Annotated in this window: 23 protein-coding genes and 1 pseudogene; 13 read left to right on the top strand and 11 right to left on the bottom strand. The window is 73.4% G+C overall.

The annotated features are described in order from the left end of the window. The first annotated feature begins 55 nt into the window (after positions 1-55). Both ACQ614_RS06340 and ACQ614_RS06335 read left to right on the top strand, forming a co-directional pair. Positions 56-511 carry a carboxymuconolactone decarboxylase family protein gene (locus tag ACQ614_RS06340; RefSeq protein ID WP_431677298.1) on the top strand — a complete coding sequence of 152 codons (456 nt, stop codon included), beginning with the start codon at positions 56-58 and terminating at the stop codon, positions 509-511. A gap of 81 nt (positions 512-592) precedes the next feature. Beyond that, positions 593-1,051: an iron chaperone gene (locus tag ACQ614_RS06335; protein WP_431677296.1), complete on the top strand. Its 459-nt coding sequence runs from the start codon at positions 593-595 to the stop codon at positions 1,049-1,051. A 60-nt stretch (positions 1,052-1,111) separates the two neighbouring features. Here the strand turns inward: ACQ614_RS06335 and ACQ614_RS06330 are convergent, their stop codons facing one another. Further along, complete coding sequence (locus tag ACQ614_RS06330; RefSeq protein WP_431683832.1) at positions 1,112-2,605, bottom strand: aminotransferase class I/II-fold pyridoxal phosphate-dependent enzyme; 1,494 nt, start codon at positions 2,603-2,605, stop codon at positions 1,112-1,114. 96 nt (positions 2,606-2,701) lie between these two features. On the opposite strand from ACQ614_RS06330, the gene ACQ614_RS06325 reads away from it, so the two are divergent. Genes ACQ614_RS06325 through ACQ614_RS06310 form a run of 4 tightly spaced genes read left to right on the top strand, consistent with a single transcriptional unit; the run spans position 2,702 to position 5,448 of the window. Continuing rightward, a complete protein-coding gene (locus ACQ614_RS06325) occupies positions 2,702-3,643 on the top strand; it encodes a LysR substrate-binding domain-containing protein (RefSeq protein ID WP_431677294.1) in 942 nt (313 codons plus the stop codon). A 34-nt stretch (positions 3,644-3,677) separates the two neighbouring features. Beyond that, positions 3,678-4,034 carry a VOC family protein gene (locus tag ACQ614_RS06320; RefSeq protein ID WP_431677292.1) on the top strand — a complete coding sequence of 119 codons (357 nt, stop codon included), beginning with the start codon at positions 3,678-3,680 and terminating at the stop codon, positions 4,032-4,034. Positions 4,035-4,048: 14 nt separating this feature from the next. After that, on the top strand, positions 4,049-4,705 hold the full coding sequence (locus ACQ614_RS06315) for an NADPH-dependent F420 reductase (protein WP_431677290.1): 657 nt from the start codon (positions 4,049-4,051) through the stop codon (positions 4,703-4,705). 2 nt (positions 4,706-4,707) lie between these two features. Then, positions 4,708-5,448 carry a PIG-L deacetylase family protein gene (locus tag ACQ614_RS06310; RefSeq protein ID WP_431677288.1) on the top strand — a complete coding sequence of 247 codons (741 nt, stop codon included), beginning with the start codon at positions 4,708-4,710 and terminating at the stop codon, positions 5,446-5,448. On the opposite strand, the gene ACQ614_RS06305 is transcribed toward ACQ614_RS06310, so the two are convergent. Further along, a complete protein-coding gene (locus ACQ614_RS06305; RefSeq protein ID WP_431677286.1) occupies positions 5,412-6,299 on the bottom strand; it encodes a DedA family protein in 888 nt (295 codons plus the stop codon). The two genes, ACQ614_RS06310 and ACQ614_RS06305, sit on opposite strands and share 37 nt — an antisense overlap. 4 nt (positions 6,300-6,303) lie before the next feature. Continuing rightward, positions 6,304-6,498: a DUF1918 domain-containing protein gene (locus ACQ614_RS06300; protein WP_431677284.1), complete on the bottom strand. Its 195-nt coding sequence runs from the start codon at positions 6,496-6,498 to the stop codon at positions 6,304-6,306. Between the two features lie 323 nt (positions 6,499-6,821). On the opposite strand from ACQ614_RS06300, the pseudogene ACQ614_RS06295 reads away from it, so the two are divergent. Continuing rightward, positions 6,822-9,200, top strand: a pseudogene (locus ACQ614_RS06295) (discoidin domain-containing protein); the annotation flags it as partial. Beyond that, positions 9,189-9,686, top strand: a complete 498-nt coding sequence (locus ACQ614_RS06290; RefSeq protein ID WP_431683831.1) for a discoidin domain-containing protein — start codon at positions 9,189-9,191, stop codon at positions 9,684-9,686. The pseudogene ACQ614_RS06295 and the gene ACQ614_RS06290, both read left to right, overlap by 12 nt. 137 nt (positions 9,687-9,823) lie before the next feature. Here the strand turns inward: ACQ614_RS06290 and ACQ614_RS06285 are convergent, their stop codons facing one another. The 5 genes from ACQ614_RS06285 to ACQ614_RS06265 form a co-directional block, all read right to left on the bottom strand. Beyond that, positions 9,824-10,483: a TetR family transcriptional regulator gene (locus tag ACQ614_RS06285; RefSeq protein WP_431677282.1), complete on the bottom strand. Its 660-nt coding sequence runs from the start codon at positions 10,481-10,483 to the stop codon at positions 9,824-9,826. Between the two features lie 146 nt (positions 10,484-10,629). Continuing rightward, the gene (locus tag ACQ614_RS06280) at positions 10,630-11,046 is read right to left on the bottom strand and encodes an acetyltransferase (RefSeq protein WP_431677280.1); all 417 of its coding nucleotides are present in this window, start codon (positions 11,044-11,046) and stop codon (positions 10,630-10,632) included. Between the two features lie 417 nt (positions 11,047-11,463). After that, entirely contained in the window at positions 11,464-11,937 is a 474-nt protein-coding gene (locus ACQ614_RS06275; RefSeq protein WP_431677278.1) for an NUDIX domain-containing protein, read from the bottom strand. A gap of 102 nt (positions 11,938-12,039) precedes the next feature. After that, a complete protein-coding gene (locus tag ACQ614_RS06270) occupies positions 12,040-12,876 on the bottom strand; it encodes an NRDE family protein (protein WP_431677276.1) in 837 nt (278 codons plus the stop codon). Positions 12,877-13,022: 146 nt separating this feature from the next. After that, positions 13,023-13,997 (bottom strand): site-specific integrase, encoded by a 975-nt coding sequence (locus tag ACQ614_RS06265; protein WP_431677274.1) that lies wholly within the window; start codon positions 13,995-13,997, stop codon positions 13,023-13,025. A 288-nt stretch (positions 13,998-14,285) separates the two neighbouring features. On the opposite strand from ACQ614_RS06265, the gene ACQ614_RS06260 reads away from it, so the two are divergent. From ACQ614_RS06260 to ACQ614_RS06240, 5 genes are all read left to right on the top strand, one after another. Next, positions 14,286-15,641, top strand: coding sequence for a GH1 family beta-glucosidase (locus ACQ614_RS06260; RefSeq protein ID WP_431677272.1), 1,356 nt, complete (start codon positions 14,286-14,288; stop codon positions 15,639-15,641). Positions 15,642-16,067: 426 nt separating this feature from the next. After that, positions 16,068-17,417: an MFS transporter gene (locus tag ACQ614_RS06255; RefSeq protein ID WP_431677270.1), complete on the top strand. Its 1,350-nt coding sequence runs from the start codon at positions 16,068-16,070 to the stop codon at positions 17,415-17,417. Positions 17,418-17,450: 33 nt separating this feature from the next. Beyond that, positions 17,451-18,779, top strand: a complete 1,329-nt coding sequence (locus tag ACQ614_RS06250) for a hydantoinase/oxoprolinase family protein (RefSeq protein ID WP_431677268.1) — start codon at positions 17,451-17,453, stop codon at positions 18,777-18,779. 223 nt (positions 18,780-19,002) lie between these two features. Continuing rightward, a complete protein-coding gene (locus tag ACQ614_RS06245) occupies positions 19,003-20,115 on the top strand; it encodes a DUF917 domain-containing protein (protein ID WP_431677266.1) in 1,113 nt (370 codons plus the stop codon). Then, on the top strand, positions 20,112-21,623 hold the full coding sequence (locus tag ACQ614_RS06240) for a PucR family transcriptional regulator (RefSeq protein ID WP_431677264.1): 1,512 nt from the start codon (positions 20,112-20,114) through the stop codon (positions 21,621-21,623). The genes ACQ614_RS06245 and ACQ614_RS06240 overlap by 4 nt, the downstream gene beginning before the upstream one ends. Before the next feature lie 137 nt (positions 21,624-21,760). Here ACQ614_RS06240 and ACQ614_RS06235 read toward each other — a convergent pair whose 3' ends face one another. From ACQ614_RS06235 to ACQ614_RS06225, 3 genes are all read right to left on the bottom strand, one after another. Next, entirely contained in the window at positions 21,761-23,458 is a 1,698-nt protein-coding gene (locus ACQ614_RS06235; protein WP_431677262.1) for a hydantoinase B/oxoprolinase family protein, read from the bottom strand. Continuing rightward, positions 23,455-25,497: a hydantoinase/oxoprolinase family protein gene (locus tag ACQ614_RS06230; protein WP_431677260.1), complete on the bottom strand. Its 2,043-nt coding sequence runs from the start codon at positions 25,495-25,497 to the stop codon at positions 23,455-23,457. Before ACQ614_RS06230 ends, ACQ614_RS06235 begins: the two co-directional genes overlap by 4 nt. Positions 25,498-25,608: 111 nt before the next feature. Then, positions 25,609-26,085, bottom strand: a complete 477-nt coding sequence (locus ACQ614_RS06225; RefSeq protein WP_431677258.1) for a YybH family protein — start codon at positions 26,083-26,085, stop codon at positions 25,609-25,611. Between the last annotated feature and the right edge of the window lie 64 nt (positions 26,086-26,149).

Here is a 26,149-nt window from a genome sequence, read left to right as displayed (position 1 = left end):
TGGAATGTACTCACACCCCGCAAGGACGGGGCACCGACCGAAGGAGCAGATCGAGATGCAGTCCCGCATGCAGAACCCCGCCGCCGTGCTGCCGGGCGCGATGCAGTCCATCCAGGAGCTGTTCAAGGCCGTGCACTCGGGCGGCGTGGACGGACAGACGCTCGAGCTGGTGCACCTGAGGACCAGCCAGATCAACGGCTGCAGCGCCTGCGTCGACGGCGGCGCCAAGTCGGCCCGCAGGGCCGGGGTGAGCGACGAGCGCCTGGCCGCGGTCGCCGCCTGGCGGGAGGCCCCGTACTTCACCGACGCGGAGCGGGCGGCCCTCGCCCTGGCCGAGGCGGCGACGCGGCTGGCCGACCGCCCCGACGCGGTGAGCGACGAGATCTGGGACGCGGCCGCCACCCACTACGACGAGAAGCAGCTCGCCGCGATCGTCCTGATGACCGGCGTCACCAACCTGTTCAACCGGCTCAACGCCACGACGCGCCAGATCGCCGGCGCCTGGGGCTGACGGGCCCGCACCGCAGCACGTCCCTAGCATGAAAATCCTGCCCACCCACGACCTGCACCCCGACCCGGAAGGACACCAGCCATGAACGACACCAAGAAGACCGAGGGCACCTTCGACGGCTTCACGGCCGACGAGCGGGAGGCCATGAAGGAGCACGCCAAGGAGCTGAAGGCGGCCGCCCGCCGCGGCTCGCGTGCCGAGAAGGCGGCGGAGACGGAGGCCGCCGTGCTCGAGAAGATCGCCGAGATGCAGGAGTCGGACCGCACCATGGCCGAACGCATCCACGCCGTCGTCAAGGCCGGTGCGCCGGAGCTCGCGCCGAAGCTCTGGTACGGGATGCCCGCGTACGCCAAGGACGGCAAGGTGGTCTGTTTCTTCCAGAGCGCCCAGAAGTTCAAGACCCGGTACGCGACCTTCGGCTTCAGCGACCTGGCCAACCTCGACGACGGCACCATGTGGCCGACCACCTACGCCCTGGCCGACCTCACCCCCGCCGACGAGGCCAGGCTCGCCGACCTCGTCAAGCGCGCAGTCTCCTGAAGTTGTACGCGCCGGGGGCACCCCTGGTGGTGCCCCGCCCGGTGCGTCCGGTGCACCCCGTCAGGGTTCGACGATGCGGAGGGTGGCCACGGCCGGGTCGGCGGCGCCGCGGACGTGGCCGGTGGGGGCCGCTGCCACGTTCTGCAGGAAGTCGACCAGGTCGGCGGTGATCTCCTCGCCGGGCAGGACGTTCGGAATCCCCGGCGGGTAGGCGGAGAGGGTGTCGGCGGACACCCGCCCGACAGCCTCGGCGGCGGGTACCGGCCGGCCGGGGGACAGGAAGGCCTCGCGGGCGGTCATCCGTACCGGCCCCGGCTCCGGCAGCACGAGGTCCAGCGGGCGCCCGGAGACCCCGGCCTCCGCCGGCAGCGCGTGCAGCGCCGCGGCGAACCGCTCGGCGTCCGGCCCTGCGCCGGCCCCGACCACGGCGACCACGGCGGCGTCGGTGGCGACCTCCACCAGCACGCCGTGCTCCTGCATCAGCCGGCGCCGTGCCTCGTGCCCGGTGATGCCGCCCGCCCGGACGTCCACGGACACCCGCAGCGGGTCGGCGGCCACGATGTCCCGGAAGCGTCCGAAGCCGTCGCTGACCACCCTGAACCGCCCGCCGGCGCGGACCGCCGCCCGCATCGCCTCGGCGGCCGCCAGCGAGGCCGAGATGCCGTCGCGTCCGCAGACCAGCGCCCGCCGGGCCTCGTCCAGCGAGGCGAGCAGCAGGGCGCTCGCGCTGGTCGACTGGGTCAGGTGGAACACCCGCTCCACCAGCGGCTCCAGCCGGTCCGCGAACGGGCCTTCGCCGAGGTGCAGCATGGCGGCCTGGGTGAGCGCCCCGCCGAGCTTGTGGGTGCTGGACACCACCAGGTCGGCGCCCTGGGCGAGGGCGTTCGCGGGCAGGTCCGGGTGGAAGCCGAAGTGCGAGCCCCAGGCCTCGTCCACGATCAGCGGCACCCCGGCCGTGTGCGCGACCCTGGCGAGAGCGGCGACGTCGGCGACCGCGCCGAAGTAGCTCGGGGTGACCACGTAGGCGGCCGCGGCCTGCGGGTGCCGGGCGAGCGCGACCGCGAGGTCCCCGGCCGACACGCCGTGCGCGATGCCGGTCCGCCGGTCGACCGACGGCTGCACGAAGGCCGCGCCGAGGCCGGACAGCACCAGGCCGTCCACGACGCTGGAGTGCACGCTGCGCTGGACGACCAGCGTCCGGCCGAGGGCCTGGGCGACCAGGGCGGCGATCCGGTTGCCCTGCGAGGCGCCGTTGGTCAGGAACCACGTCCGCCGGGCGCCCCACGCGTCGGCGGCCAGCCGCAGCGCCTGCTCCATCGGGTTGTCCGGGCCCAGGTCGATGCCCTCCAGCAGCGGCGGCACGTCCAGGCGCAGCACCTGTTCGCCGAGGTGGCCGGCCAGCCCGGCGAAGCGGTCGGGGTCGGCGGCGTGGCCGGGGACGTTCAGCCGCAGCCAGTCGCCGGCGGTGCTGCGCCGCACGGCCTCGGCGTACGGGGCGTGCAGCTGCGCCGGGTCGGCGGAGGCCGCGGCGGCGGCGGAGACGGGGAGGGTCATGGTGCTCACCCCTCGACCGTCGCACCGCGCCGGCCATCGAGGAACCCGGTAGTTTTCTGGACATCTCCAGAAAACGTCGATAGCCGAGGCCCCGCCGTGCTCGAACTCCGGCACCTCCAGGTGCTCCGCGCGATCGCCCGCGAGGGCTCGCTCGCCGCCGCAGGCCGCGCCCTGCGGCACAGCCAGCCCACGGTCAGCCACCACCTGGCCACGCTGGAGGCGCACTTCCGCACTCCACTGGTGCACCGCGGCGCCCGTGGGGCCGTCCTCACCGAGGCCGGACTCGCCCTGCTGCCGCACGCCGAGGCGGTGCTGGGCCGGATCAGGGTCGCCGAGCGGGAGATCGCCGACCTGGTGGAGCGCGGCGCGTCGACGCTCCGCGTGGGCACCTTCCCGACCGCGGGCGCCCTGCTGCTGCCGCCGGCCGTCCGCACCCTGCACCGCAGCGGCGTGCACCTGGCCCTCACCGAGGGCGAGCTGCCGGCCCTGCTCGCGGGCCTGCGCAGCCACCAGCTGCAGCTCGCACTGGTCTACTCGCGGCCGGACGGCGGCCTCGACCTCGGCGAGGAGTTCGTCGTCCACCCGCTGCTGGAGGACCCGCTGCAGCTGGTGCTGCCCGCCGACCACCCGCAGGCCGTCCGCGCCCGGGTGCCGCTGGCCGCGCTCCGCGACGAGGGCTGGATCCTCGGCGTCAGCGAGTCGGACCCGGTGGACCGGGTGCTGGTCCGGGCCTGCGCCGAGGACGGCTTCGAGCCCGTCCCGGTGCTGCGCACCGACGACTACGGCGTCCTCCAGGGCTTCGTGGCCGCCGGGATCGGCGTCGCCCTGCTGCCCCGGCTCGGTCTCGGCGCGCACCGGGACGACCTCGCGGTGCGCGCCGTCGACGGCCCACAGCTCGCCCGGAGGATCGGGGTCGCCGCCCTGCGCACCAGCGATTCCGCCAATGCCCGCGCCCTTTTGGAAGCCCTGCGTGACGAGGCGGAACGGCTGCGTCACCGCTGGTCCGAGGCCGATCGGGCCGCGGGCGGCGGGGGATGATGCCCCGTCAGCTCGGGTGGACTATGGTGCGACCATGGCACTGGAGTGGGAGCAGGTCGTCGTCGACTCCGCCGATCCGGTGGCGCTGGGCCGCTGGTGGGCCTCGGCCCTCGGCTGGGTGGTGGTCAACGACGACGCCGACGAGTTCGAGATCCGCCCGTCCGCGGACACCCTGCCCGGCCTGGTCTTCCTCCCGGTGCCCGAACGCAAGCAGCTGAAGAACCGCCTCCACCTGGACTTCCGGCCGGACGACCAGGCCGCCGAGGTCGAGCGCCTGCTCGCCCTCGGCGCCCGCCGCGCCGACGTCGGACAGGGCGGGGCACCCTGGGTCGTCCTCGCAGACCCGGAGGGCAACGAGTTCTGCGTACTCGGCCAACGAAGCGACCCCTGACGGGAGAACGAGCGATGCGATTCGGGATCATCGGCACGGGCACGGTGGGCCGCACCCTGGCCACCAAACTCGTCGCGCTGGGCCACGAGGTCACCCTCGGCTCGCGCACCAAGGACAACACCGCGGCGCTCGCCTGGGCGGACCAGTCCGGCCCGCACGGCCACGCCGGCACCTTCGCCGACGCCGCGGAGTTCGGCGAGGTGGTCGTCAACGCCACCGCCGGCACGGTGTCGCTGGACGCGCTGCGCCTGGCCGGCGCCGAGCGCCTCGCGGGCAAGGTGCTGATCGACGTCTCCAACCCGCTGGTCTTCTCGCCCACCGGCGAGGTCACCCTCGCCCCGGTGAACACCGACAGCGTCGGCGAGCAGCTCCAGCGGGAGTTCCCCGAGACCCGGGTGGTGAAGGCGCTCAACACCCTCTCCGCCCCGCTGATGGTCGACCCGGGCCGGGTGCCCGGCCCGCACCAGCTGTTCGTGGCGGGCGACGACGCCGAGGCGAAGACCCTGGTGCGCGGCGTGCTGGAGCAGTTCGGCTGGCCCGGAGAGGACATCGTCGACCTCGGCGACATCACCGCGGCCCGCGGCGTCGAGATGCTCATGCCGTTCTGGCTGCGGCTGATGCGGCACTACGGCCACACCGACTTCAACTACTCGATCAGGAGCGCCGACTGATCATGGCGGACCAGGCACCACCCCCGCTCGAGCCGGTCGTCGAGGACTGGCACACCGCGCTCGCCGTCGTCGCCCACCCGGACGACATGGAGTACGGCGCCGCGGCGGCCGTCGCCCGCTGGACGTCCCAGGGCAAGCGCGTCGTCTACGCGATGGCCACCAGCGGCGAGGCCGGCATCGACTCCATGGACCCGGAGACCTGCCGCGGCGTCCGCGAGGCCGAGCAGATCGCCTCGGCGAAGCTGGTCGGTGTCGAGGTGGTCGACTTCCTCGGCCACCCGGACGGCGTCGTCGAGTACGGCCTGCCGCTGCGCCGGGACATCGCCCGGGCGATCCGGCGGCACCGGCCGGAGATCGTGATCACCACCAACTTCCGTGAGACCTACGGCGGGATGTGGCCCAACCAGGCGGACCACATCGCGGTCGGCCGGGCCACCCTGGACGCCGTCCGGGACGCGGGAAACCGCTGGGTCTTCCGGGAGCTGGTCGACGAGGGCCTCGAGCCGTGGAACGGCGTCCGGCAACTGTGGGCGGCCGCCTCGCCGGACGCGCGGCACGCGGTGGACACCACCGACTTCTTCGAGGCCGGTGTGGCGTCGCTGAAGGCCCACCGGGCCTACCTGGAGGGGCTCGGCGGCGACATGGCGGACGCCCGCGGCACGCTGGAGACCTTCGGTGCGATGGCCGGCGAGCGGCTCGGGACGCGCTACGCGTCGCCCTTCGAGGTCATCCCGCTGGGCTGACCGCCGCCCGAGTCGCTGCTGTCCGACCCGCCCCCGCACGACCCGCCCCTGCCGGGTCCGTGCGGGGGCGGGTCGCCGTCCGCGGGGGAGCCGGCCGCAGGGCCGTAGGTACCCCGTCCGTCCGTGCCCGGGCCTGCCGTGTCCCGACCGCTCGTGCCGGGGCCGTCGGTGCCCGGGCCGTCGGTGCCCGGGCCGTCGGTGTCCCGGCCGTCCGCGGGCCCGGCCGCCGCCCGCTCGCGGCGCCGCCGCAGTACCGTCCGCAGCACCAGGAGGGCGGCGAGCGCGCCCAGTGCGACCAGCAGGTACACCTGGTAGCGCAGGGCGCGTTCGTAGAGGGCGCCGATGTCGGTGCCCAGGACGTAGCCGAGGGTGGCCCAGACGCCCACCCAGAGCACGGCCCCGGCGATGTTGGCGGGCAGGAAGCGCCGCCAGGCCATCCCGGTGGTGCCGGCGATGATGCCGTTGGTCTGGCGCAGACCGTCGACGAACCGGGCGACGGTCACCACCTTGCCGCCGTTGCGCTCGAAGAAGCCCTGGGCACGTGCCGTCCGAGCCGGGGTGAGCGCGACGTAACGGCCCCACCGGTGGACGAAGGCGTGTCCGCCGGTGCGGCCGATCAGGTAGCCGAGGCAGTCGCCGACGACGGCCGCCGCGACCGCGATGGCGACCACCGCGGCGATGGACATCCGCCCGGTGCCCGCGTAGACGGCGGCGAGCACCAGGACGGTCTGGCCGGGGACGGGAATGCCGCAGTTGTCGAGCAGCACCAGCAGGCCCACTGCCAGATACCCGTAGTCGTCCAGCAGTGGGGCCAGGTGGGCCAGCGGGCCCGGCAGCGGGGGCGGGGGCAATCCCTTAGCGGCGTTCCTGCTGGTGCTCGATGACGCAGTCGGGGCCGGGGTAGACCAACCCGTCGTGGCCGTCCTCGAAGTGGACCAGGTACGGGGGCTCGCCGTCGGCGCCGCGGACTTCGATGATCTCGCCCTTGCGGTCCACCATGCCGACGGACTTGCTGTGGATGTGGAGCCGGTCGCCTACGGTGGCTTGCATGATCATGCTCCTCGGTGACTCTCGGCACTGAACTGTGCTTCCACTCTGCGGCGCGCTCCGGACGCACGCAATGGGGGCAGATCGGGCCCAACCTCCCAGGTCCCGCCGCTGATCACTTCCTTGCCGCCATGCAGCATCGAAATTGCATGCTTCGATCGGTTTTTTGCGCACGGGTATGGACTTCCTGCGCTGCGGCCTCGTAGTCTCACCACGCCCGGCGGGAAGCCGCGGGCTGCGCCGACACGACGTCAGCGCGGCGCGGCGGCCGGGCACTTGCCCCCACCCGGAGCACCCCCACGACCGGCAAGGATGTGCAGCCGCAGATGCAGCAACCACCACCCACTCCGCGCGGACGCCGTACCGTCGCGGCCCTGACCGCGACCGCCCTCGGCGCCGTCGGCCTGCTGACCGCCGTTCTGGCGAACGCCGGTGCCGCGCACGCCGCCGCCGTGCCCGCCCTCTCCCCGCTGAACGTCCCGGGCCGCGGCGCCACCGTGCCGTTCGTCGAGCAGGAGGCGGAGTACGCCGCCACCAACGGCATCGTGATCGGCCCGGACCGAAAGTACGGCAACCTGCCCTCCGAGGCGTCCGGCCGCCAGGCCGTCACCCTCAACGGGGTCGGCCAGTACGTCGAGTTCACCCTCACCAAGCCGGCCAACTCGATCGACTTCCGCTACAGCCTCCCGGACTCGCCGGACGGCAAGGGCCGCGACGCCTCGATCGACCTGCTGGTCGACGGCGCCAAGCTGAAGAGCGTCCCGGTCACCTCGAAGTACGGCTGGTACTACGGTGGTTACCCGTTCAACAACAACCCGGGCGACACCAACCCGCACCACTTCTACGACGAGACCCGTACGCTGCTCGGCCAGACCTACCCGGTCGGCACCAAGATCCGCCTGCAGGTCGCGTCGACCGCCCAGTCGCCGACCTTCACCGTCGACCTGGCGGACTTCGAGGAGGTCGCCGCGCCGATCGGCAAGCCGGCCGGCGCGCTGGACGTGGTCGCCGACTTCGGCGCCGACCCGACCGGCGCCACCGACTCCACCGCCAAGTTCCAGGCGGCGGTCAACGCGGGCGCCGCACAGGGCAAGACGGTCTACATCCCGCAGGGCAACTTCACCCTGTACAGCCACGTGGTCGTCGACCGGGTCACCCTGGTCGGTGCCGGCCCCTGGTACTCGGTGCTCGGCGGCCGCGACCCGATCAACCGCGCCAACGCGGCGGGCATCTACGGCAAGTGGGTGAACCAGGGCGGCAGCACCAACGTCAACCTCAAGGACTTCGCCGTCATCGGCGACATCCGCGAGCGGGTCGACGAGGACCAGGTCAACGCCATCGGCGGCGCCATGTCCAACTCCACCATCGACAACCTGTGGCTGCAGCACACCAAGGTCGGCGCCTGGATGGACGGCCCGATGGACCGCCTCACCATCAAGAACAGCCGCATCCTCGACCAGACCGCGGACGGCGTGAACTTCCACACCGGCGTCACCAACTCGACGGTCACCAACACCTTCGTCCGCAACACCGGCGACGACGGCCTCGCGTCCTGGCCGCAGGACAAGCCCAACACCAACGACAGCTTCACCCACAACACCGTGGTGCTGCCGATCCTGGCGAACAACATCGTCACCTACGGCGGCCGCGACTTCACCATCTCCGACAACGTCATGTCGGACACCATCTCCAACGGCGGCGGCCTGCACATCGCCAACCGCTACCCGGGAGTCAACTCCGGCAGCGGCACCGCCGTGGCGGGCACCATCACCGCCGCCCGCAACACCCTGATCCGCACCGGCAACAGCGACTACAACTGGAACTTCGGCGTCGGCGCGGTCTGGTTCAGCGGCCTCAACGAGCCGATCAACGGCGCCACCATCAACATCACCGACACCGACATCCTGGACAGCTCGTACGAGGCCGTCCAGACGATCGAGGGCCCGGCGAACGGCATCAACTTCACCAATGTGAACATCAACGGTGCAGGCACCTACGCCGTCCAGGCGCAGGCCGCTGCCACCATGAAGTTCACCAACGTGAAGGCCACCAACATCGCGCAGTCCGCCACCCCGATCCACAACTGCGTGGGCAGCGGCTTCGTGATCACCGACGGCGGCGGCAACTCCGGCCTCACCGGCTCCACCTGCAGCGGCACCTGGCCCACCCCGGTGTGGACGTACAACGGCGTGCCCTCGAACCCGGGCACCTCCAGCCCCTCGCCGAGCCCCTCGCAGTCCTCGTCGCCGTCGCCCAGCCCGTCCACCTCTCCGACGCCGACCTGCCCGACCGGCACCGGCAACATCGCCCAGGGCAAGGCCGCCACCGCTTCCAGCTCGAACCAGGCCTACGGTGCGGGCAACGTGGTGGACGGTGACGCCAACAGCTACTGGGAGAGCGCCAACAACGCCTTCCCGCAGTGGGTGCAGGTGGACCTCGGCTGTGCGGTGAGCCTGTCCAAGGTCACCCTGAAGCTGCCGCCGGCCTCGGCGTGGAACACCCGGACGCAGACCCTCGCGGTCTCCGGCTCCACCGACGGCACGTCCTTCACCACCCTGGCCGCCTCGGCCGGCCGCACCTTCGACCCGGCCACCGGCAACACGGTGACCGTCGACCTCCCCGCCAACACCACCCGCCACCTGCGGATCACCGTGACCGGCAACACCGCCTGGCCGGCCGCGCAGTTCTCCGAGGTGCAGGCCTTCCTCGGCAGCGGCCAGACCTCGTCCCCGTCGCCGACCCCCACCACCACGCCGGGCTGCAACCCGGGCACCGGCAACATCGCCCAGGGCAAGGCCGCCACCGCTTCCGGCTCGACCCAGGCCTACGGTGCGGGCAACGTGGTGGACGGTGACGCCAACAGCTACTGGGAGAGCGCCAACAACGCCTTCCCGCAGTGGGTGCAGGTGGACCTCGGCTGTGCGGTGAGCCTGTCCAAGGTCACCCTGAAGCTGCCGCCGGCCTCGGCGTGGAACACCCGGATGCAGACCCTCGCGGTCTCCGGCTCCACCGACGGCACGTCCTTCACCACCCTGGCCGCCTCGGCCGGCCGCACCTTCGACCCGGCCACCGGCAACACGGTGACGATCAACCTTCCGGCCAACTCCGTCCGCCACCTGCGGATCACGGTGACCGGGAACACCGGCTGGCCCGCAGGCCAGCTGTCCGAACTCCAGGCCTTCGCTTCCTGACACCCGGAGACCTGGCAGCGGATACCCACCTCGCCGGAGGTGGGCATCCGCCTTTTCCGCTCCAGGAGTTGTTGTCAAAGGCACTCGGGTGGTCGATCCAGGGGCGCCTGAAGAATCGCCTTTTAAGGAGCGGTCGTTCAGACTGCGGGGCGCTCGGCGAGGTAGCCGCGCAGCATCCGCTTGCACTCGCCGATGAGCGCCGGATCTCCCTCCGGGTCCACCCGGAAGGCCACCTTCAGGACGGCGTCCGCGCACTCCAGTGCCACCCGCAGGGACAGGGCGAAGCCCGGGTAGGCGAAGAGGTCGCCGCCCAGGGCGCCGATCCGTTCCGCCACCGCCGCGTTGTTGTCCAGGTCGCGGTCGAGCAGGTGCTCGTCGTCCCGCAGATCGCCCGGCACCGCGCCGACCAGCCCGAAGTCCAGGTGCCCGAAGCCGGCGACGGTGCGCTTCATGGCCACGAACTCGTCCACCGCCAGGTCGACGAAGGCCGCGACACCGACCGGTGCGGCTCCCTCGATCCGGGCGGAGAGCCGGGCGAGGAAGCTCTCCAGATTCCGTTCGGCCAGCGCGCCCAGCAGGCTATCCTTGCCGGAGAAGAACTGGTAGAGCGTTCCGATCGGCACCTGCGCCCGGTGGGCGACCTCCTTGGTGGTGAGCGCAGTCGGGCCGACCTCGTCGAGCAGGCCGGCGCAGGCGTCCAGCAGCCGCTCGTACCGCTCCAGGCTGCGTTGCTGGACGGGCCGCCGCCGGACGGCCGTGGTCGGTGGCCGCTGGTCCGTCCCCGTCTGCGCCTTCATGGGATCACTGTGCCGCATCCGGCGGTACAGGCGCGAATCGCCAATAAGGGACAGGGGCATGGGGCGGACGGGCAGTCACACCGGGTACGGGCGCGGGCCCGGGGAGTGCGTGCTTCCCGGGCCCGCGTCCGGGGGTGCGGCCGGTGTCAGCCGCAGTGGCTCCAGTCGCTGAAGTACGAGCTCTGGTCGGACTCGCTGAACCAGCCGCCCCACCGCACGCACTTGCCCGCCGCGTACGCGTACACCGGGCCGGCGTACTTGGTGTAGGAGCCGGTGTCGTTCTTCTCGGCGCTGCCCTGGACCTGGAGACGGGCCGACATCTTCACCGCGGGGCCGCTCTCGCCGCGAACCGTGACGACGCAGTTGTAGCCGGTGGAGCTGTTGTAGAGCAGGTAGGTCCACACCTCCCGGTTGATCAGCTTCTCCGAGTCGACGACGCTGTAGCCGGAGCCGCAGAGGGCGGTCGGTGACGCGGCGAGGGCCGAGGCCTGCGGCGCGGACATCACGGAGACGGCGCCGGCCATCGCCACGGCACCGAGGACTGCGGTCAGTTTCTTGAGCAAGGGAAGGTTCCTTTCGAGGACCGGAATTCCAGCCTGTCCACCCGAAGAATCCGGCAGCGGTGATTCCTGCCCATTTCCTGCGGATGCACAGCCCGGATGCTAGGCAGCCCCGCAACGGTCATGCCAAGCGAAGCCCCTGATGAGGGCGGTCGGCACACCCTTTCGGCCAACCGTCGGAAATGGCGCGGCGCGAGCGGGTGTTCCGCGATTACTGCGGGGTCGGGACACGGCCGGCCGGGCTGTCGTGCCCCCTTGTCCCCGTTGATTCCGATGTAGCGGCGGAGTATCGCGCCGCAATTCCGGTATTGACGGAATGCCGTGCGTGTGGTGCCGGGGTTCCGGCGGCCGTTCCGGGCTGCCGGTTCCACGCGGACATTGGCGTGAATCGGATGTCCGGGCGCCCCGGCCGCAGGAGCCTCAGTCGCCGGGGGCCGTGGGGAGTCCGGCCTCGGTCAGTTCGGCGCGCAGCCGCGGCCAGGTGGCGGCGAATCCGGGGTGGAGGCGGAGCGCGTCGATGCCGGCGGGGAGGAACCACCGGTGGGCGCTGCCCTCGCCGTCGCCGCGACGCGGGCGGAACGGCTCGGCGACGGCCGCGACGACGGTGTGGTACGCCCAGCCGCCGTGGTCGTCCACGAAGGTGTGCAGGTGCTGCAGGGCCGGGACGCCGCCGAGTTCCTCGGCGCATTCGCGGCGGGCGCCGTCCCAGGGGCTCTCACCCGCTCGAAGCGCGCCGCCGGGGATGCTCCAGGTGCGGCCGTGGTGGACCCGCCAGGAGCGGCGCTGCAGCAGCAACCGGGGCCCGTCGCAGAGGAGGAGGCCCGCGGCGCCGTACCGGCCCCAGTGCCGGCAACCGCGCCGGTCCCGGACGAACCCCTCGCCGCTGTCGGCCATCCTGTCCCCCTGTCCGGTGCGTCTTCGGACATTGTTCACCCCGGCCCGCCCGGCACGACGGGCCGCCCCGTCCAGGTGCGGCGCCCGTACCGGACGAAGCGGCTACGCCGTGCCCGGCGCCGGTCGGCCGATGGGCGGCCGGGTGTCGACCGGGTACCAGGCGGCATTGCCGGGTGCCGGGTTGAAGTCGTAGCGGATTCCGTTGCGGCCGAGTCCGACCAGCGCGAGCGAGGTGGTCGCCCAGATCCGCCCGGTGCCGAAGTCGCGGTGCTGGACGAGCGCGGCCGGATCGGTGCGGTCCAGCCCGTCGCCGTCCGCGATCGCCGGCCAGTCGCCCCACACCTCGGCGGTCGGGGCGTCGGCGCCGTCGACGGGGGCGGTCGGCGGCTCCGGCCGGCGGACGGCCGCCAGCCGGGGCCGGAAGTGCGCGAGCCGGGCGGCCATCATCCGCGAGGCGCGCTGCGAGGACGTGCGGTGCGCGGCGAGGCCCTCCATCCCGTCGTTGATGACGGCGTGCAGCCCCGGCTCCAGCGCCCGGCGGGTCAGCTCGGTGCCGCTCCACCCCAGCATGGACACCGCGTCCGGCCCGGCGGTGATCAGGTGGAACGGGTCGTAGCGCGCCCAGTCCCGGTCGGCGAGGTCGTCGCCCTCCGCGGCCAGCAGCGGCAGTTCACCGCGCGAGAGCCGGTGCGCCGGGTCGGCCGGGAGCCCGAAACCGTTCAGGATGCAGGACAGGCGGGGGGTGCGGCCGGCGCCGCCGGGATCGACCGCCAGCCAGGTGCCGCCCGCCAGCAGGTCGAGGCCGCCCAGCAGCCGCGGCCGGTCCGGCCAGTGCCGGGCGGGCGGCAGCCAGGCCCGGTCGGCGTACTCGTCCCGTGCGGCGAGGACGACGACCGGCACCGGCGAGCCGGGATCGAAGCTGACGAACACGGTGCACACGGCGCATCCCCTCTCCTCGGCGGTCTCCTGCCTGCGATCCTCGCACGGGACCGGGCTGTCCCGTCCTGCTGTCGGGATCTGACGTGCAGTCCGGGCGGCCGAGCCCTCGCCGGCGCGGAGCGGCACATCCGGGCGACGGGCGGTGGTCACCGATGCGACGCGCCGGTGCGGCGGAGGACGGTCACGCCGCCGAGGTCGGCGGGTTCGAGTTCGATCGCGCGGCGGAGCTGTTCCATGCGTTCCGGCATCGGCTCCCAGCCGGGTTCGCCGGCCATGTCGATGTTCAGGCTCCGGATCTCGCGGACGTAGGCCCGGGCCAGGCCCCGGAAGTGCAGCGGCAGGCCGGGCCGGCTGTGCCCGCTGGGGGCGACGCTCACCCACAGGGCGTCGGTGGTCTCGTTCTTCCGGCTTGCGGGCTTCGCGGCGTCCCGCACGACCAGGCGGCTGCGGACGGTCAGCCAGTGTCGCATCGCGGCCTGTGTCGGACCGGACAGCGCGACGGTCTCGGTGGCCGGTACGGCCTGTGGATTGCGGTGCTGGGGAAGCCGGGTGACGCGGATTCTGCCCCGGCGGGCATCGACGTCGCCCACGCGCAGGTGGCACAGCTCGCCGGCGCGGCAGCCGGTGTCCATCACCGTACCGATGATCGCGAGAATCCGGCTCCGGGCCTCGGACTGGCCCGGCCGGACCGCCCGCTCCAGGTGGCCCAGGAGGATGCTGCGCGGGCGGGCTGCCACGACCGGCCGGAGCACCACCTGCACGTCGCGTTCCGGAAGCACGACGGCGATCCCCGCTCCGGCGCCGATGATCTGCAGGCAGACCTCCCGCACGCTCATGGAGGCGGGGGAGGGCCGGTCCGGCCGGGCGGTCGGCTTGCGCCGCAGGAGGCCGAGTTCGGCTGCCGTCAGGTAGGCGGCGAGGGTGTCCGGCGCCAGCAGCTCCGTGAGGGAACCGGCCGCCGCCGGTGGGAGCTCGCCCCGTTCCAGCGCGGTGCGGAGTTCACCGGCGACCCACCGCAGTTGCTTCGCCCGGGACTTGCCCGTGGGCGGTTTGCAGGCGCGCTCCACCACGGCGTCCAGCGCCCCGACCGAGGGTGCTGCTTCCACCGGGACGTCTGCCATGCGGGCCACCTTAGTGCTGGGAGCGAGGCTTTTGTGATGATCGGCTAATAACTGGCCTGGAGCAAGATCATCGGGGGTCGGGTTCACGGGGGTGGCCGCCCGCTTCGGGTGATCCGTTTCGGCGTGGTGGCCGCCCTTCGGCACCTGTCCGGGATTCCCCGCGCCGCGGCGCCTGTCGCATGCCTCTGGTGTGCCTCGTCGGCATCGGACTAACATGAGGTTGCCTCATGTTCTTGTGCCGTGTTTTTTCGCCTCACCCGTCGCCACCGTGATGCAGGGAGTCAGGCTGTGCCGAACCGACTCGACCTCCCGTCCGACTTCCGCTGGGGGGCCTCCACCGCGGCGTACCAGATCGAAGGGGCGGTGGACGAGGACGGCCGTGGCCCGTCCGTCTGGGACGTGTTCGCCGCCCGGCCTGGCGCCGTCCGGGACGGGCACACCGGGGCGGTGGCCTGCGACCACTACCATCGCTATCCCGAGGACATCGCCCTGATGCGGGGCCTCGGCCTGGACGGCTACCGCTTCTCGATCGCCTGGCCGCGCATCCAGCCCGCCGGCGCAGGGCCGGTCAACCCGGCGGGGCTGGACTTCTACGAGCGCCTGGTCGACGCCCTGCTGGAGGCCGGCATCGCGCCGCTGCCCACCCTCTTCCACTGGGACCTCCCGCAGGCCCTCGAAGACGGCGGCGGCTGGCTCAACCGCGACACCGCACACCGCTTCGCCGAGTACGCCGCGGCGGTGGTGGACCGCCTGGGCGACCGCGTGCCCGCCTGGATCACCCTCAACGAGCCCTTCGTGCACATGGTGTACGGCTACGCCCTCGGCATCCACGCCCCCGGCCGTGCGCTGATGCTCGACGCGCTGCCCGCCGCCCACCACCAGCTGCTGGGCCACGGCCTGGCGGCCGCGGTGCTGCGCGAGCACGGCCTGCAGGTGATGATCGCCAACAACCTCACCCCGGTGTGGCCGGCCACCGACGACCCTGCCGACATCGAGGCCGCCAACGCCTACGACGCCCTGCACAACCGGCTGTTCACCGACCCGCTGCTGCTCGGGCACTACCCCGACCTGTCGGCCTTCGGCCTCACCGAGGACCTCGGCGGCGCGGTGCAGCCCGGCGACCTGAAACTCATCTCCGCCCCCGGCCTCGACGGCCTCGGCGTCAACTACTACAACCCCACCCGCATCGCCGCCCCCACCGACCCCGGCCTCCCCTTCTCCGAAGCCCCCATCGAGGGCGTCCCCCGCACCGCCTTCGACTGGCCGGTCGTCCCCGACGGCCTGCGCGGACTCCTCGTCGGCCTCCGCGACCGCTACGGCGCCGCACTCCCGCCCGTCACCATCACCGAGAACGGCTGCTCCGTCGCCGACCGACCCGCCCCCGGCGGCACCGTCGACGACCCCGACCGGATCAGCTACCTCGCCGGCCACCTCGACGCCCTCGCCGAGGCCGTCGCCGAAGGGGTCGACGTCCGCGGCTACTACACCTGGTCCCTCCTCGACAACTACGAATGGGCCGAGGGCTACCACCAGCGGTTCGGGCTGGTTCACGTCGACTTCGAGACCCAGGTGCGTACACCCAAGGCGTCGTACGCCTGGTACCGCGACCTGATCGCGGCCCATCGGCACCGGCACGCGCGGTAGTCCCAGCTGAGATGCCCGACTTCCCTTCCATATGGCCAATTTGAAGGCCCTGCCAGACCATCCTGCAGTGTCCGACTGTGATGGCAGGGTGTTCGACGGCCTGACCCATTCCGGTGAGGCCGGAGTGGCCGTGCGGGGATTCCTTCGAGGCGCTCGCGACGCCGTCCGCGGCCTGTGGGCCGGCGCGCTCGGGAGTCGGGAGGGCAGGTGCCAGGGCGGTCTCCGGCGGTGTGGTGGGCATCCTTGGCCAGGGCGCGGTGCTCTCCCCGCGGTCGCGGCACAGGCTGCCCGTGCTGTGGGCACACTCGGGACTCCGTCGGCTGTGCCCGGAGCACGGTTCCGGCTGTGGTGCCCTGTTTATGGTGCCTCGCATTCACACCGCGTCCGACGGTGTGCCTGTCGGTACCAGTGCCAGGAGGGCAGCCGATGAGCGCAGTCTCAGTACAGTCCGGAGTCGCCGGAGTCCCGGATGGGGCCGGCGACGTCCAGCCCGTGGGTGCCTACTTCGAACGCATGCCGTTCGGGCGGGCCCACGTGATGATCGCCCTCGCCCTGTTCATGGCCTTCGTCATCGAATCGTGGGAACAGCTCGCGCTGGTCTACGTGTCCGCCGACCTGGGCGACGCCTTCGCCCTCGACACCGGCCGGATCGGGTGGGTGCTGTCGGCCGTGGCCCTCGGCATGATCCCCGGCTCGCTGGTCTGGGGGCCGGTCGCCGACCGCATAGGGCGGCGGGCCGTGTGCCTGTGGAGCCTCGGCTCGTACGGCATGGTGGCGCTGGCGAGCGCGTTCTCGCCGGACTTCGCCACGCTGATGGCCGGCCGGGTGCTCTCCGGGATCGCGCTGGCCGGGATCTACACGATCACCTTCCCCTACTTCATGGAGCTGCTGCCGGCCCGGGTGCGCGGGCGGGCGGCGGTGTACCTGTCGATCGGATGGCCGATCGGGGTGCTCGCCGCCGTGGGGGTCACCCAGGCGCTGTCGGGGATGGGCTGGCACGTGGTGGCCATCGCGAGTGCGCTGGCGGGCCTGTGGGCGTTCGCGATCCGGGCCTGGGTGCCCGAGTCGCCGTACTGGCTGGCGGGCCGGGGCCGGCACGCCGAAGCCCGGGAGGTCCTGCTCGGCCTCGGGGCCGAGGTTCCGGAGGGCACCGTGTTCGCCGTCGTCGAGCCCGAGCGGGCCGGCAACCCGCTGGCGCTGCTGCGGGGTCGGCTGCTGCGGATCACCGTGCTCATGCTGGTCGTGAACTTCGCCTTCAACTGGGGCTACTGGGGTCTGCAGACCTGGCTGCCCACGCTGCTGCAGGAGAAGGGGCTGAGCATGTCCAGCAGCCTGGGCTTCGTGGCGCTGAGCGCGCTGTTCATGATCCCGGGCTATGTCTCGGCGTCCTACCTGACCGGGCGCTTCGGCCGCAAGAAGGTCTTCCTGCCCTATGTGGCGGCCTCTGCGGTCAGCGGGGTGCTGTTCGCCTGCTCCAGCACCCTGACCGAGCTGTACGTCGCCAACTTCGCGCTGTCGTTCTTCAGCCTCGGCGCGTGGGGCGTCTGGAACACCTGGAACGGCGAGTTCTACCCGACCGCGCTGCGTGGCACCGGCTACTCCTGGGCGACCGCGGCCCAGCTGATCTCCACCTCGGTCGCACCGTCGGTGGTCGGCTACCTGCTGGCGCGGGCGACCGGGTTCTCGTCCACGGTGCTGTTCATCACCGCGTTCCTGGTCGTGGCGCTGGTCGTGGCCGTGCCGCTGCCGGAGACCGAGGGCCGGGACCTGGAGTGACATACCGGGACAGACGGTGACAGGATCGTGCGGGTGAGACTGGGAGTGGACGTGGGGCGCGCCACCACCGTCGCCGTGCTGGTCGAGCCGGGCGGGTACACCGTGGCGCGCGCGGTGGTGGACAGCGTCCCCGGCCTTGCGGAGTGCCTGCGCGCGGTGCTCGCCGCACTGCCCGAGGACCGGATCGGTGAGGTCGACGCCGTGGGCCTCACCACCGACCTGGAACGCGGCCCGCTGCGGCTCCGGCCGGTCGCCGTCCTGCGGATCTCCCCACCCTGCCATCCGGCCCTCGGGCCGCTTGCGGGCTGGCCTCCGCGGGCCGCCCGCGCCATCGGCCCGCTCAGGCGGGTCGTACGCGGCGGCTCCGCGCTGACCGGGCGGCCGCTCGCCCCGCTCGACCGGGCAGCCGTCACCGACCTCGCGCGGCGGGCCGCCACCGAGGGCGTCACCGCTTTCGCCGTCGCGGCGTCCGGGGCGCTCACCCGGCCAGACCCGGAACTCGCCGCCGCCGAGGCCATCGCGGACGCCGTGCCCGGCGCGGAGATCACCCTGTCGCACGAGCTTGGCCGCTCGGGGCTGCGGGAACGCGAGAACACCGCCGTCCTCAACGCCGCCCTGCAGCCGTGGGCCCTGCGCCTGACCGGCACGGCCGAACGCGCCCTGCGGGCCGGCGGCGTCGTGGCACCGCTGCACCTGGCCCGCAACACCGGCGGACTGGTCTCCGCCGCGTACTTCCGCCGCTACCCGATCCTCGCCACCGCCTCCACCACCGCGAGCGCCGCGCGGGGCGCCGCGCTCGCGGCCGGGGCCGAGCGCGCCGTGGTCGTGGACGCCGGTGCGGCGGAATTCCGGTGCGTGAGCGTCACCGACGGCGAGGTGGAACGCTCCGACGTCGGCCCCGGCCTCGGCGGCGTCGACCTGGACCTGGACCGGATCCGCGCCGACGTCCTTCTCCGCGGTGACCTGGCGCAGCCCGGTGCCGACCAGGTCGCCGCCCTGGTGGCCGGAGTCCAGCAGCGGGCCCCCGGCGGGGTGCTGCTCGCGGCGGGCGGCGAGCCCCGGCTCGTGCCGGTCCGCACCCCGGATCCGGCGGTCGCGATCGCCGCCGCCGCGTACGGAGCCGCCCGCTCCGAGATCGTCGCCGAGGTCGACCGGGTCGCCGTCGCCGGCGGCAGCGCCGAACTCGATCGTCTCCTCGGTCTCGCCGGCGACCAGGCCCTGGCACGGGTCGTCGCCGCCGGCGCCGCCCCGGACACCGCCCGTATCGCCTTCGCCACGCACACCCCGGTCTCGTACCTCCCGGAGGGGGTACACCGCATCCGCGCCCGGGCCCTCGGCAGCCCCACGGGACTCCCGTCATGAGCCGCCGTCGACGGTTCGTCCCGTCGTACCGGCGGCCGCCCTCCGGGCCCGCTGAGCCCGTGCACCGGGAGCGGCGTTCGGGCGGTTCGTGCGCGCGGGTACCACCGGTGGGCGGCAGAGCCCCGCACCCTCGTCGTGCCCACGTCCGGGCGAGCGCACCGGCAGCGCCGAGCCGCCCCCCGGCAGGCACCTGCCCGCTCCCGCAGCTGCCGGGTCGGCGCCCATGACATCCGAGGTGAGGACCGTGCTGGACGCCGCGCGGCTGGAGGACCTCGCGAAGGGGGCGCTGGTGCTCGCCGCGGGTGCCGAGCACTCCTCGCACCGGGCGAGCCTCGACTGGGCGCGGGCCGCGATCGGCGAGCACGGGCCGGTGCCGCTGATCGGGGCCGGGGCGCTGGGTGCCGGACGGATGTGCGTGACCGTCAGCCTGCTCGGATCCTCGGCGGCGCTCGCCGAGCAGCTGCCCACGGGAGAGGAGCCGCGCCGGGCCGTAAGGGCGCTGGAGCGGCACCTGCGCCGGACGGCGGACGCCGTCGTCGCGCTCAACACCGCGGCCGAGAACGCCCTGCTCTCCGTCGTCACGGCGGCGACATGCGGGCTGCCGCTCGTGGACGGGGACGGCTGCGGACGGGTGCTCCCGCTGCTGGAGCAGACGACGTTCACGATCGCCGGGATCGAGATCGCACCGGTCGCCCTGGCCACGCCCGCCGGCGATGTGGTCGTCGTGGAGGCGGCCGGCAGCCGCGTGGAGGAGCTGGTACGGCCGCTGGTCCTCGCGGCCGGGGGCTGGGCCGTCGCCGCCTGCTACGCCATGGACGGTGAGCGGCTGGCCGCGGCCGTGGTCCCGGGCACCGTGAGCCGGGACCTGGCCGCGGGGCGTCCACCCCAGGGCGACCCGTTCGCCCCGTGGCAGCCGCGGCCCCGCAGGCTGGGCATCGGGCGGATCGCCGCCGTCGAGCACCCCGCACCGCCGGGACCGACAACCGCAGTGGGAGCGCCGCTTCCGTCCCGGCCGACCAGCGTGGTCGTCTCCGAGACCGAGGGCCTGCACCGCCGGTTCCGGCTGGAGGCGCACAACGAGGTGCTGCTGGTCCTCGCCGACGGCGCACCGGTCGCGGCCGCGCCCGACCAGATCCTGATGCTGTCGGCGGCCGACCGGCGCGTACTGGACGTCGAACGAGCCGTGCCCGGCATCGAGGTGGAGATCGTCGTGATCCCCGCCGCACCCGCCTGGCACTCCACGCAGGGCCGCCGACTGGCCGCCGCCGGCGGGCTCATCCTGCTGGGCCCCTTTCCGGACGGGGACACCGAAGAAGCGGAGGAGACCGAGTGGTGAGACGCGCCGACCTGCCCGCGCCCATGACCGTCGCGGAGCTGGTGCAGTACGGCCCGCTGCCCGGCATCCGCATCTTCGGTGCGGCCGGGCGCGGCGGCGAGGTCCTGGACGTGCGCATCGTCGACCGGCGGGAGGCGCTCGACGACCTGCGCCCGCACACCGCGGTCGTCCTCACCGACGCGCTCGCCCGGACCGGCTGGGTCGTGGAGATGGCCCTGCGCAAGGCCTGGGAGCACGCGGCCGCCTGCGTCGTCGTACCCGAGGCGGCGGTGGCCGCGCATCCGCCGGGGGCCCTCGCGGACCGGCTCGGGGTGCCGCTGCTGCTGATCCGCGAGGACGCACTGGAGGGCGCGGTACGGATCGCCTCCGCGGTGTCCCGGCCCGACGCCGGGCGGACCGCGCTGCTGGCGCAGGCCGCCCAGCGATTCGCCGCCGCCGGGCCGCACGCCGAACGCGTGCTGGCGGCGCTGCACACGGTGCTGCCCGCCACGTCGGTGGCGCTCACCGATCCGATGGGCGGGATGCTGAGCGGGCGGCAGTCCGTGCTCGCCTCCGCGGACGCGGTGCGGCTGGAGGTGCCGGGGCCCGACGGGCGGCCGCTGGCGGTGCTCGTCGCAGACTCCCGTTCGAAGGAGGCGGGCTGGGCGACGACGGTCGGGGCGGTGCTGCGGCTGGCGGTCCCCGCGCTGACCGCGTGGTCCGCCACCCGCCGCCTCGGCGAGGAACAGCTGGCCCGGCGGAGCGAACTGCTGCTGGACCAGCTGACGCACGGTTTCCCGGAGCAGGACGACGAGGCCCGCGACCGGATCCGCGCCGAGGCGGCCGCGCTTGGCTGGCCGCTGTCCGGCCCGATGGTCGCGTTCGCCCTGCGGCTGGCCGCAGACCCGGGCACCGGGACCGAACCGGGACCGGCGCTGCGTGCGCTGTGGGCCAGGCACGGCGTCGGCGGGCCGCTCGTCGCCCACGAGGACGGCTGGGTGTCCTGGCGGTCCGCGGCGGCCGACCTTCCGGACGCGGGCCCGGAGGTGTGGCTGCGACAGGGCGAGACACAGCTGCTCGAGGCCGTCCGGGCCATCGCCGACCGTCTTCCGGTTGCCGGCGGGGTGGCCGGCCCGGCCACCGGCCCCGACACCCTCGGCGCGGCACTGGCCGATGCCCGGGCCGCCGCGGAGGTCGCCGCGCTGCCCGGCTCCGTGGTCCGCGCCGACCGCATGGGGCCGGCCCAGCTGCTGTCCGCGCTCCCCACAGCGGCTCTGCGGCGTCCCGCCGAGGTGGTCCTGGCACCACTGCTCCGCGCGGACCGGGACGGAGCACTGCTGCGCACCCTGGCCGTCGTGCTGGACCAGGGCGCGGCCCCGTCGGAGGCGGCGGAGATCCTGGGCGTCCACCGGAACACGGTCGCGGCCCGTCTGGAGCGCATCCGCTCGCTCGGCTTCGATCCCGATGACCCGGACCAGCGCCTTCCGCTGCACCTCGCCTGCCGCGTCCTGCTCACGGGTCCGGAGTAGACCGACCGGCAATCGGGGGCGGCCCTCGTCCTGCCCGGCCGGCTCGCGGGGAGGCAGCGGCGAACGAGGGGTGGGCCCGGTCGCCGTGTGGGGGTGGTTGGCGACCGGGCCCGGATCAGGGGTGGTGGGGAAGGCCGTCAGGCATGGACGCCGTAGGCGGCCTCCGCCCGTTCGCGGGTGAGCAGGCCCTGCCGGAGGTCTTCCCGCACGGCCTCGGCGGGGCGCTCGGCGACCGGGCCGAACCCGCCGCCTCCGCCGCTCTCACAGCGCAGCACGTCGCCCCGGCGCACCGCCAGCGCGTTGACCTTGAGCAGTTCGCGCTCGTCGTCCCGGCCGGGGTTGAGGACGACGCGGGGCGGGGCGCCCTCGCCGCCGCCGAAGACGCCCCAGGCGGGGGTGACCGAACGCTCCCACCACAGCGACAGGTTCTGGTCGGCCTCGAAGCGGTACTCGCGCACCACGCCGTTGCCGCCGCGGGTGCGGCCCGCGCCGCCGGAGTCGGGGCGGACCGCGTACTCGGTGACGCGCACCGGGAAGAGGGTCTCCAACACCTCGACGGGCATGTCCCGCAGGGAGCCGTTGACGTTGTTGATCAGGCAGGACTCGCCGTCGTCGGTCTGCCAGGCCCCCCAGCCGCCGACGGTGGCCTCCTGGGAGACGAACAGCCTGCCGTTGCGCGGGTCGGTCCCGGTGAACTGCACGATCATCGAGTCGCCGTAGCTGGCGGCGGCCGCCCGGGCGGGCACCGCGGGGGCGAGCGCCTTGACGACCAGGTCGATGACCAGCCCGAGGTGGGAGTAGTAGTACTGACAGGCCGCCGGCTCGACGGCGGCGAGCATCGAACCCGGCCGGGTGAGCACGTCGAGCGGCCGGAACGATCCCCCGTTGAGCGGGACGTCGCCGCTGACCAGCAGCTTGTAGCCGACCCGGCAGGCGGCGACGGTCTGGGCCGCACCGCAGTTGACGGGGCCGGTCGCCTGGTCCGCGCAGTCGGTGACGTCCATCGTCATCCGGTCGCCGGAGATCTCGACGCGCACCGTGACGTGCAGCGGGGTGCCGAGGTCGATGCCGTCGTTGTCCAGGTGGCCGGTCGCCACGTAGACGCCGTCCGGGATGGCGGCGATCTGCTCGCGCTCCAGCCGCTCGGTCTGGGTGAAGATCGCGTCCCGTGCGGCGAGGACGGTCTCCAGCCCCCAGCGGCGGACGATCTCGGCGAACCGCCGGGCGCCGGTGCGGGCGCAGGCGACCTGGGCGCGCATGTCGCCGAGCGTCGGCTGCGGGAAGCGGACGTTGCGGGCGATCAGCGAGTGCGCCTGCTCGCAGGGCTCGCCGTCCTGATAGATCTTCAGGGGGCCCATCCGCAGGCCCTCCTGGTGGATGGAGGTGGAGTCCATCGAACCGCCGGGGTCCTTGGAACCCATGTCGATCCAGTGCGCCCGCGAGGCGGCGAAGCCGATGGGTCCGCCGCCGTCGGCGGTGTCCTCGGCGAAGATCGGGGCGTACACGGTGACGTCGTTGAGGTGGGTGCCGCCGATGTACGAGTCGTTGAGGACCCAGACGTCACCGGGCCGCCAGACCTCCGCGCCGTACATCTCCTCGGTGGCCCGCGTGCAGACCTCCAGGTTGCCCAGGAAGATCGGCAGGCCCGAGGACTGGCCGAGCACGTTGTGGTCCCGGTCGAGCAGCGCGACCGCACAGTCCTTCGCCTCGTAGATGGTGGGCGTGTAGGACGACCGGATGAGCGTGGTGTTCATGTCCTCCGCGGCCTGCAGCAGCGCGCAGCGGATGATCTCGGTGGTGACCGGGTCGATGGCCCGGGTGCCGGTGGCCGTCATGCCGTAGCTCCAACCTTGATGACGAGGAAGCCGTTCTCGTCGACGGTGACCGACGAGTCGGGCGGGACGACGGTGGTGGAGGTGGCCTCCACGATGACCGCGGGTCCGTAGACGCACTGCCCGGAGGGGAGCCGTTCGCGACGCAGGACCGCGGTGTCGTGCGGCCGGCCGTCGAAGACGACCTGACGCCGCGGTACGGCGTCGGTGGCGACCTCGTCGGCGGTGTACGGCAGGGCCGTGATCTCGGGCAGCGCCCCGAGCGCGGTGCTGCGCAGGGTGACGAACTCGACGGGCGCCTCGGGTGTGGCGTGCCCGTAGCGGCGTTCGTGCAGCCGGGCGAAGCGTGCGGCGGCGGTGGCGAGGAAGTCGTCGGCCGCCGGTTCGGCGGCGAACAGCAGAGGCACGGCGAGGGTGTAGTCCTGGCCCGCGTACCGCATGTCGACGACGTGCTCGACCCGCCGCCGCTCCATGGGGACGCCCTGCTCGGCGAGTTCGGTCAGTGCCTCGTCCTCCAGAGCGGCCAGCGCACGGGCCATGGCCTCGCCGTCGAGGTCGTCGCCCGTGGTGAAGTACTGCCGGGTCAGGTCGCGGCGGACCTCGGTACCGAGCATGCCCCAGGCGGAGAACGCCCCGGGGAAGCGCGGCACGACGACTTCGCGGATGCCGAGCTCGCGGGCGATCTCGACGGCGTGCATCGGGCCCGCCCCGCCGAATGCCAGCAGGACGAACTCCCGGGGTTCCAGGCCGTGTTCGACGGTGAGGGTGCGGATCGCCTGGGCCATCTTGGCGTTCGCGACGTCGCAGATGCCGCCCGCGAGTTCCAGCGGTTCCAGGCCGAGTTCGCCGGCGAGGGCACCGACGGCCTGCCGGGCCGCGTCGACGTCGAGTGTCATGTGGCCGCCGGCGAACCACTCCGGATCGACCCGGCCGAGCACCGCGTTGGCGTCGGTGACCGTGGCCCGGGTGCCGCCGCGGCCGTAGCAGGCGGGCCCCGGCACGGCGCCGGCCGACTCCGGGCCGACGCGCAGTCCGCCGGCCTCCGCGTAGGCGAGGGAGCCGCCGCCGGCGCCGATGGTGTGCAGGTTGACCAGCGGCATGAGGACGGGGAAGCCGTCCGCCGAGCCCTCGTTGGAGACGTCGGGGCGGCCGTCGAGGACCAGCGAGACGTCGAAGGAGGTGCCGCCCATGTCCACGCAGATCGCGTTGCGCCGGCCCAGCAGACCCGCGGCCGCGGCCCCGCCCATGGTGCCGCCGACCGGCCCGGACAGCAGCGTCTGGAGCGGGTGGCGGCGGGCGTGTGCGGCGTTCACGATGCCGCCGGAGGACTGCATCACCTGGACCGGGACGGTCAGGCCGTGCTCGGCGAACCGCCCCTCGATCCGGCTCAGATACCGGCGTACCACCGGGCCGGTGTAGGCCTCGAGGACGGCCGAGGACGTCCGCTCGTACTCGCGCCACTCGCCGGCCACCCGGTGCGACAGCACCACGACGACGTCCTCGCCGAGCTCCTGCTCGAGGATCTTCGCCGCCAGCAGCTCGTGGTCCGGGTTGACGTACGAGAAGAGGAACGAGACGGCGACCGCGTCGAAGCCCTCGTCCTTCGCCCGCCAGGCGGCGGCCCGCACGGCGTCCTCGTTGAGCGGTTCGAGCTCGGCGCCACGCCAGTCCAGGCGCCCGCCCGCCTCCACCGTGTCGCAGCGGTCGACCAGCGGCTTCGGCTTGCGGTAGTGCAGGTCGAACATCCGGTCCCGGTTGCCCCGGGCGATGTGGTAGACGTCCCGCATCCCGGCCGACGTGAGCAACAGGAAGCGGGCACCCTTGCGCTCCAGCAGGGCGTTGAGGCCCTGCGTCGTGCCGTGCACGAAGAAGGAGATGTCGCCGGGAGAGTCCACCGCCCGGCCCAGCGAGGCGAAGACCCCCTCGGCCAGGTCTCCCGGCGTCGTCGGCGCCTTGGCCGCGAAGAAGGTACCGCTGTCCTCGTCATAGGCGACGACATCGGTGAACGTCCCACCGATGTCCATGGCCACCCGATACGTCATGCCGCCTCCCGGCTTTCTCCAAGGGATCGCCGAGGACGCTAGTCGGGGGCCTCCGGGAGGAGCTGTGCGCGGCGCACGGGTGGCGGATCGCCGCAGTGCGCTGCGCCCGGTTCAGCGATCTCCACCAGGGACCCCGCCCGGCTGCTGCAGGTCCTCGTGCAGGTGGACGATGCGCCACGCAGTGTCCCCGCCACGCCGCAGGACGGCGGTGTTGCGGACCAGCTCGGGGCGCAGTTCGCCGGCGGACGGGTCGGGCGCGAAATCCACCAGCAGCCAGTAGCGCAGCACCGCGATGTCGCCGAAGACGTCCACCACCTGTCCGTACGGCTCCAGTCCGGTCTCCACCGGCCCCTCACCCGCAGCCGGGCGGGCCTCCCGCACCCGGTCCAGGTCCGGCTTCCCGAAGAGCAGCTCGGCGGTCCCGGAGTCCCAGACGGTGGCCTCCGGGTCGAGACAGGCGTCGATCCGCGGGCGGTCCCCGGCCGCGTAGGCCTCGTACATGGCGGTGATCACCTGCCACACGGCAGCGGCGTCGGCCGAGTCCGCGCCCGGGCGGGCGCCGCTGGGAAAACCTGGGACTGCGGGCATGAAGGGCCTCCTGAAGGCTGAGGGCGAAGGCGAGGGGCGCGGCCGGTCGAGCGGCGGCGGGCAG

The organism is Kitasatospora dryopteridis (assembly GCF_050749075.1).
In the GTDB taxonomy this organism is placed as follows: Bacteria; Actinomycetota; Actinomycetes; order Streptomycetales; family Streptomycetaceae; genus Kitasatospora.
Note: the sequence above shows the minus strand (reverse complement) of the source record. Positions and strands in the feature narration are given on the sequence as shown.

Bases quoted from the DNA above. Each gene is read 5' to 3' on its own strand.
- ACQ614_RS06225 (WP_431677258.1), bottom strand. From the start codon at position 26,085: ATGCCCGCAGTCCCAGGTTTTCCCAGCGGCGCCCGCCCGGGCGCGGAC.
- ACQ614_RS06340 (WP_431677298.1), top strand. From the start codon at position 56: ATGCAGTCCCGCATGCAGAACCCCGCCGCCGTGCTGCCGGGCGCGATG.
- ACQ614_RS06320 (WP_431677292.1), top strand. From the start codon at position 3,678: ATGGCACTGGAGTGGGAGCAGGTCGTCGTCGACTCCGCCGATCCGGTG.
- ACQ614_RS06335 (WP_431677296.1), top strand. From the start codon at position 593: ATGAACGACACCAAGAAGACCGAGGGCACCTTCGACGGCTTCACGGCC.
- ACQ614_RS06265 (WP_431677274.1), bottom strand. From the start codon at position 13,997: ATGGCAGACGTCCCGGTGGAAGCAGCACCCTCGGTCGGGGCGCTGGAC.
- ACQ614_RS06330 (WP_431683832.1), bottom strand. From the start codon at position 2,605: ATGACCCTCCCCGTCTCCGCCGCCGCCGCGGCCTCCGCCGACCCGGCG.
- ACQ614_RS06275 (WP_431677278.1), bottom strand. From the start codon at position 11,937: ATGGCCGACAGCGGCGAGGGGTTCGTCCGGGACCGGCGCGGTTGCCGG.
- ACQ614_RS06300 (WP_431677284.1), bottom strand. From the start codon at position 6,498: ATGCAAGCCACCGTAGGCGACCGGCTCCACATCCACAGCAAGTCCGTC.
- ACQ614_RS06255 (WP_431677270.1), top strand. From the start codon at position 16,068: ATGAGCGCAGTCTCAGTACAGTCCGGAGTCGCCGGAGTCCCGGATGGG.
- ACQ614_RS06235 (WP_431677262.1), bottom strand. From the start codon at position 23,458: ATGACGGCCACCGGCACCCGGGCCATCGACCCGGTCACCACCGAGATC.
- ACQ614_RS06315 (WP_431677290.1), top strand. From the start codon at position 4,049: ATGCGATTCGGGATCATCGGCACGGGCACGGTGGGCCGCACCCTGGCC.
- ACQ614_RS06230 (WP_431677260.1), bottom strand. From the start codon at position 25,497: ATGACGTATCGGGTGGCCATGGACATCGGTGGGACGTTCACCGATGTC.
- ACQ614_RS06285 (WP_431677282.1), bottom strand. From the start codon at position 10,483: ATGAAGGCGCAGACGGGGACGGACCAGCGGCCACCGACCACGGCCGTC.
- ACQ614_RS06310 (WP_431677288.1), top strand. From the start codon at position 4,708: ATGGCGGACCAGGCACCACCCCCGCTCGAGCCGGTCGTCGAGGACTGG.
- ACQ614_RS06245 (WP_431677266.1), top strand. From the start codon at position 19,003: ATGACATCCGAGGTGAGGACCGTGCTGGACGCCGCGCGGCTGGAGGAC.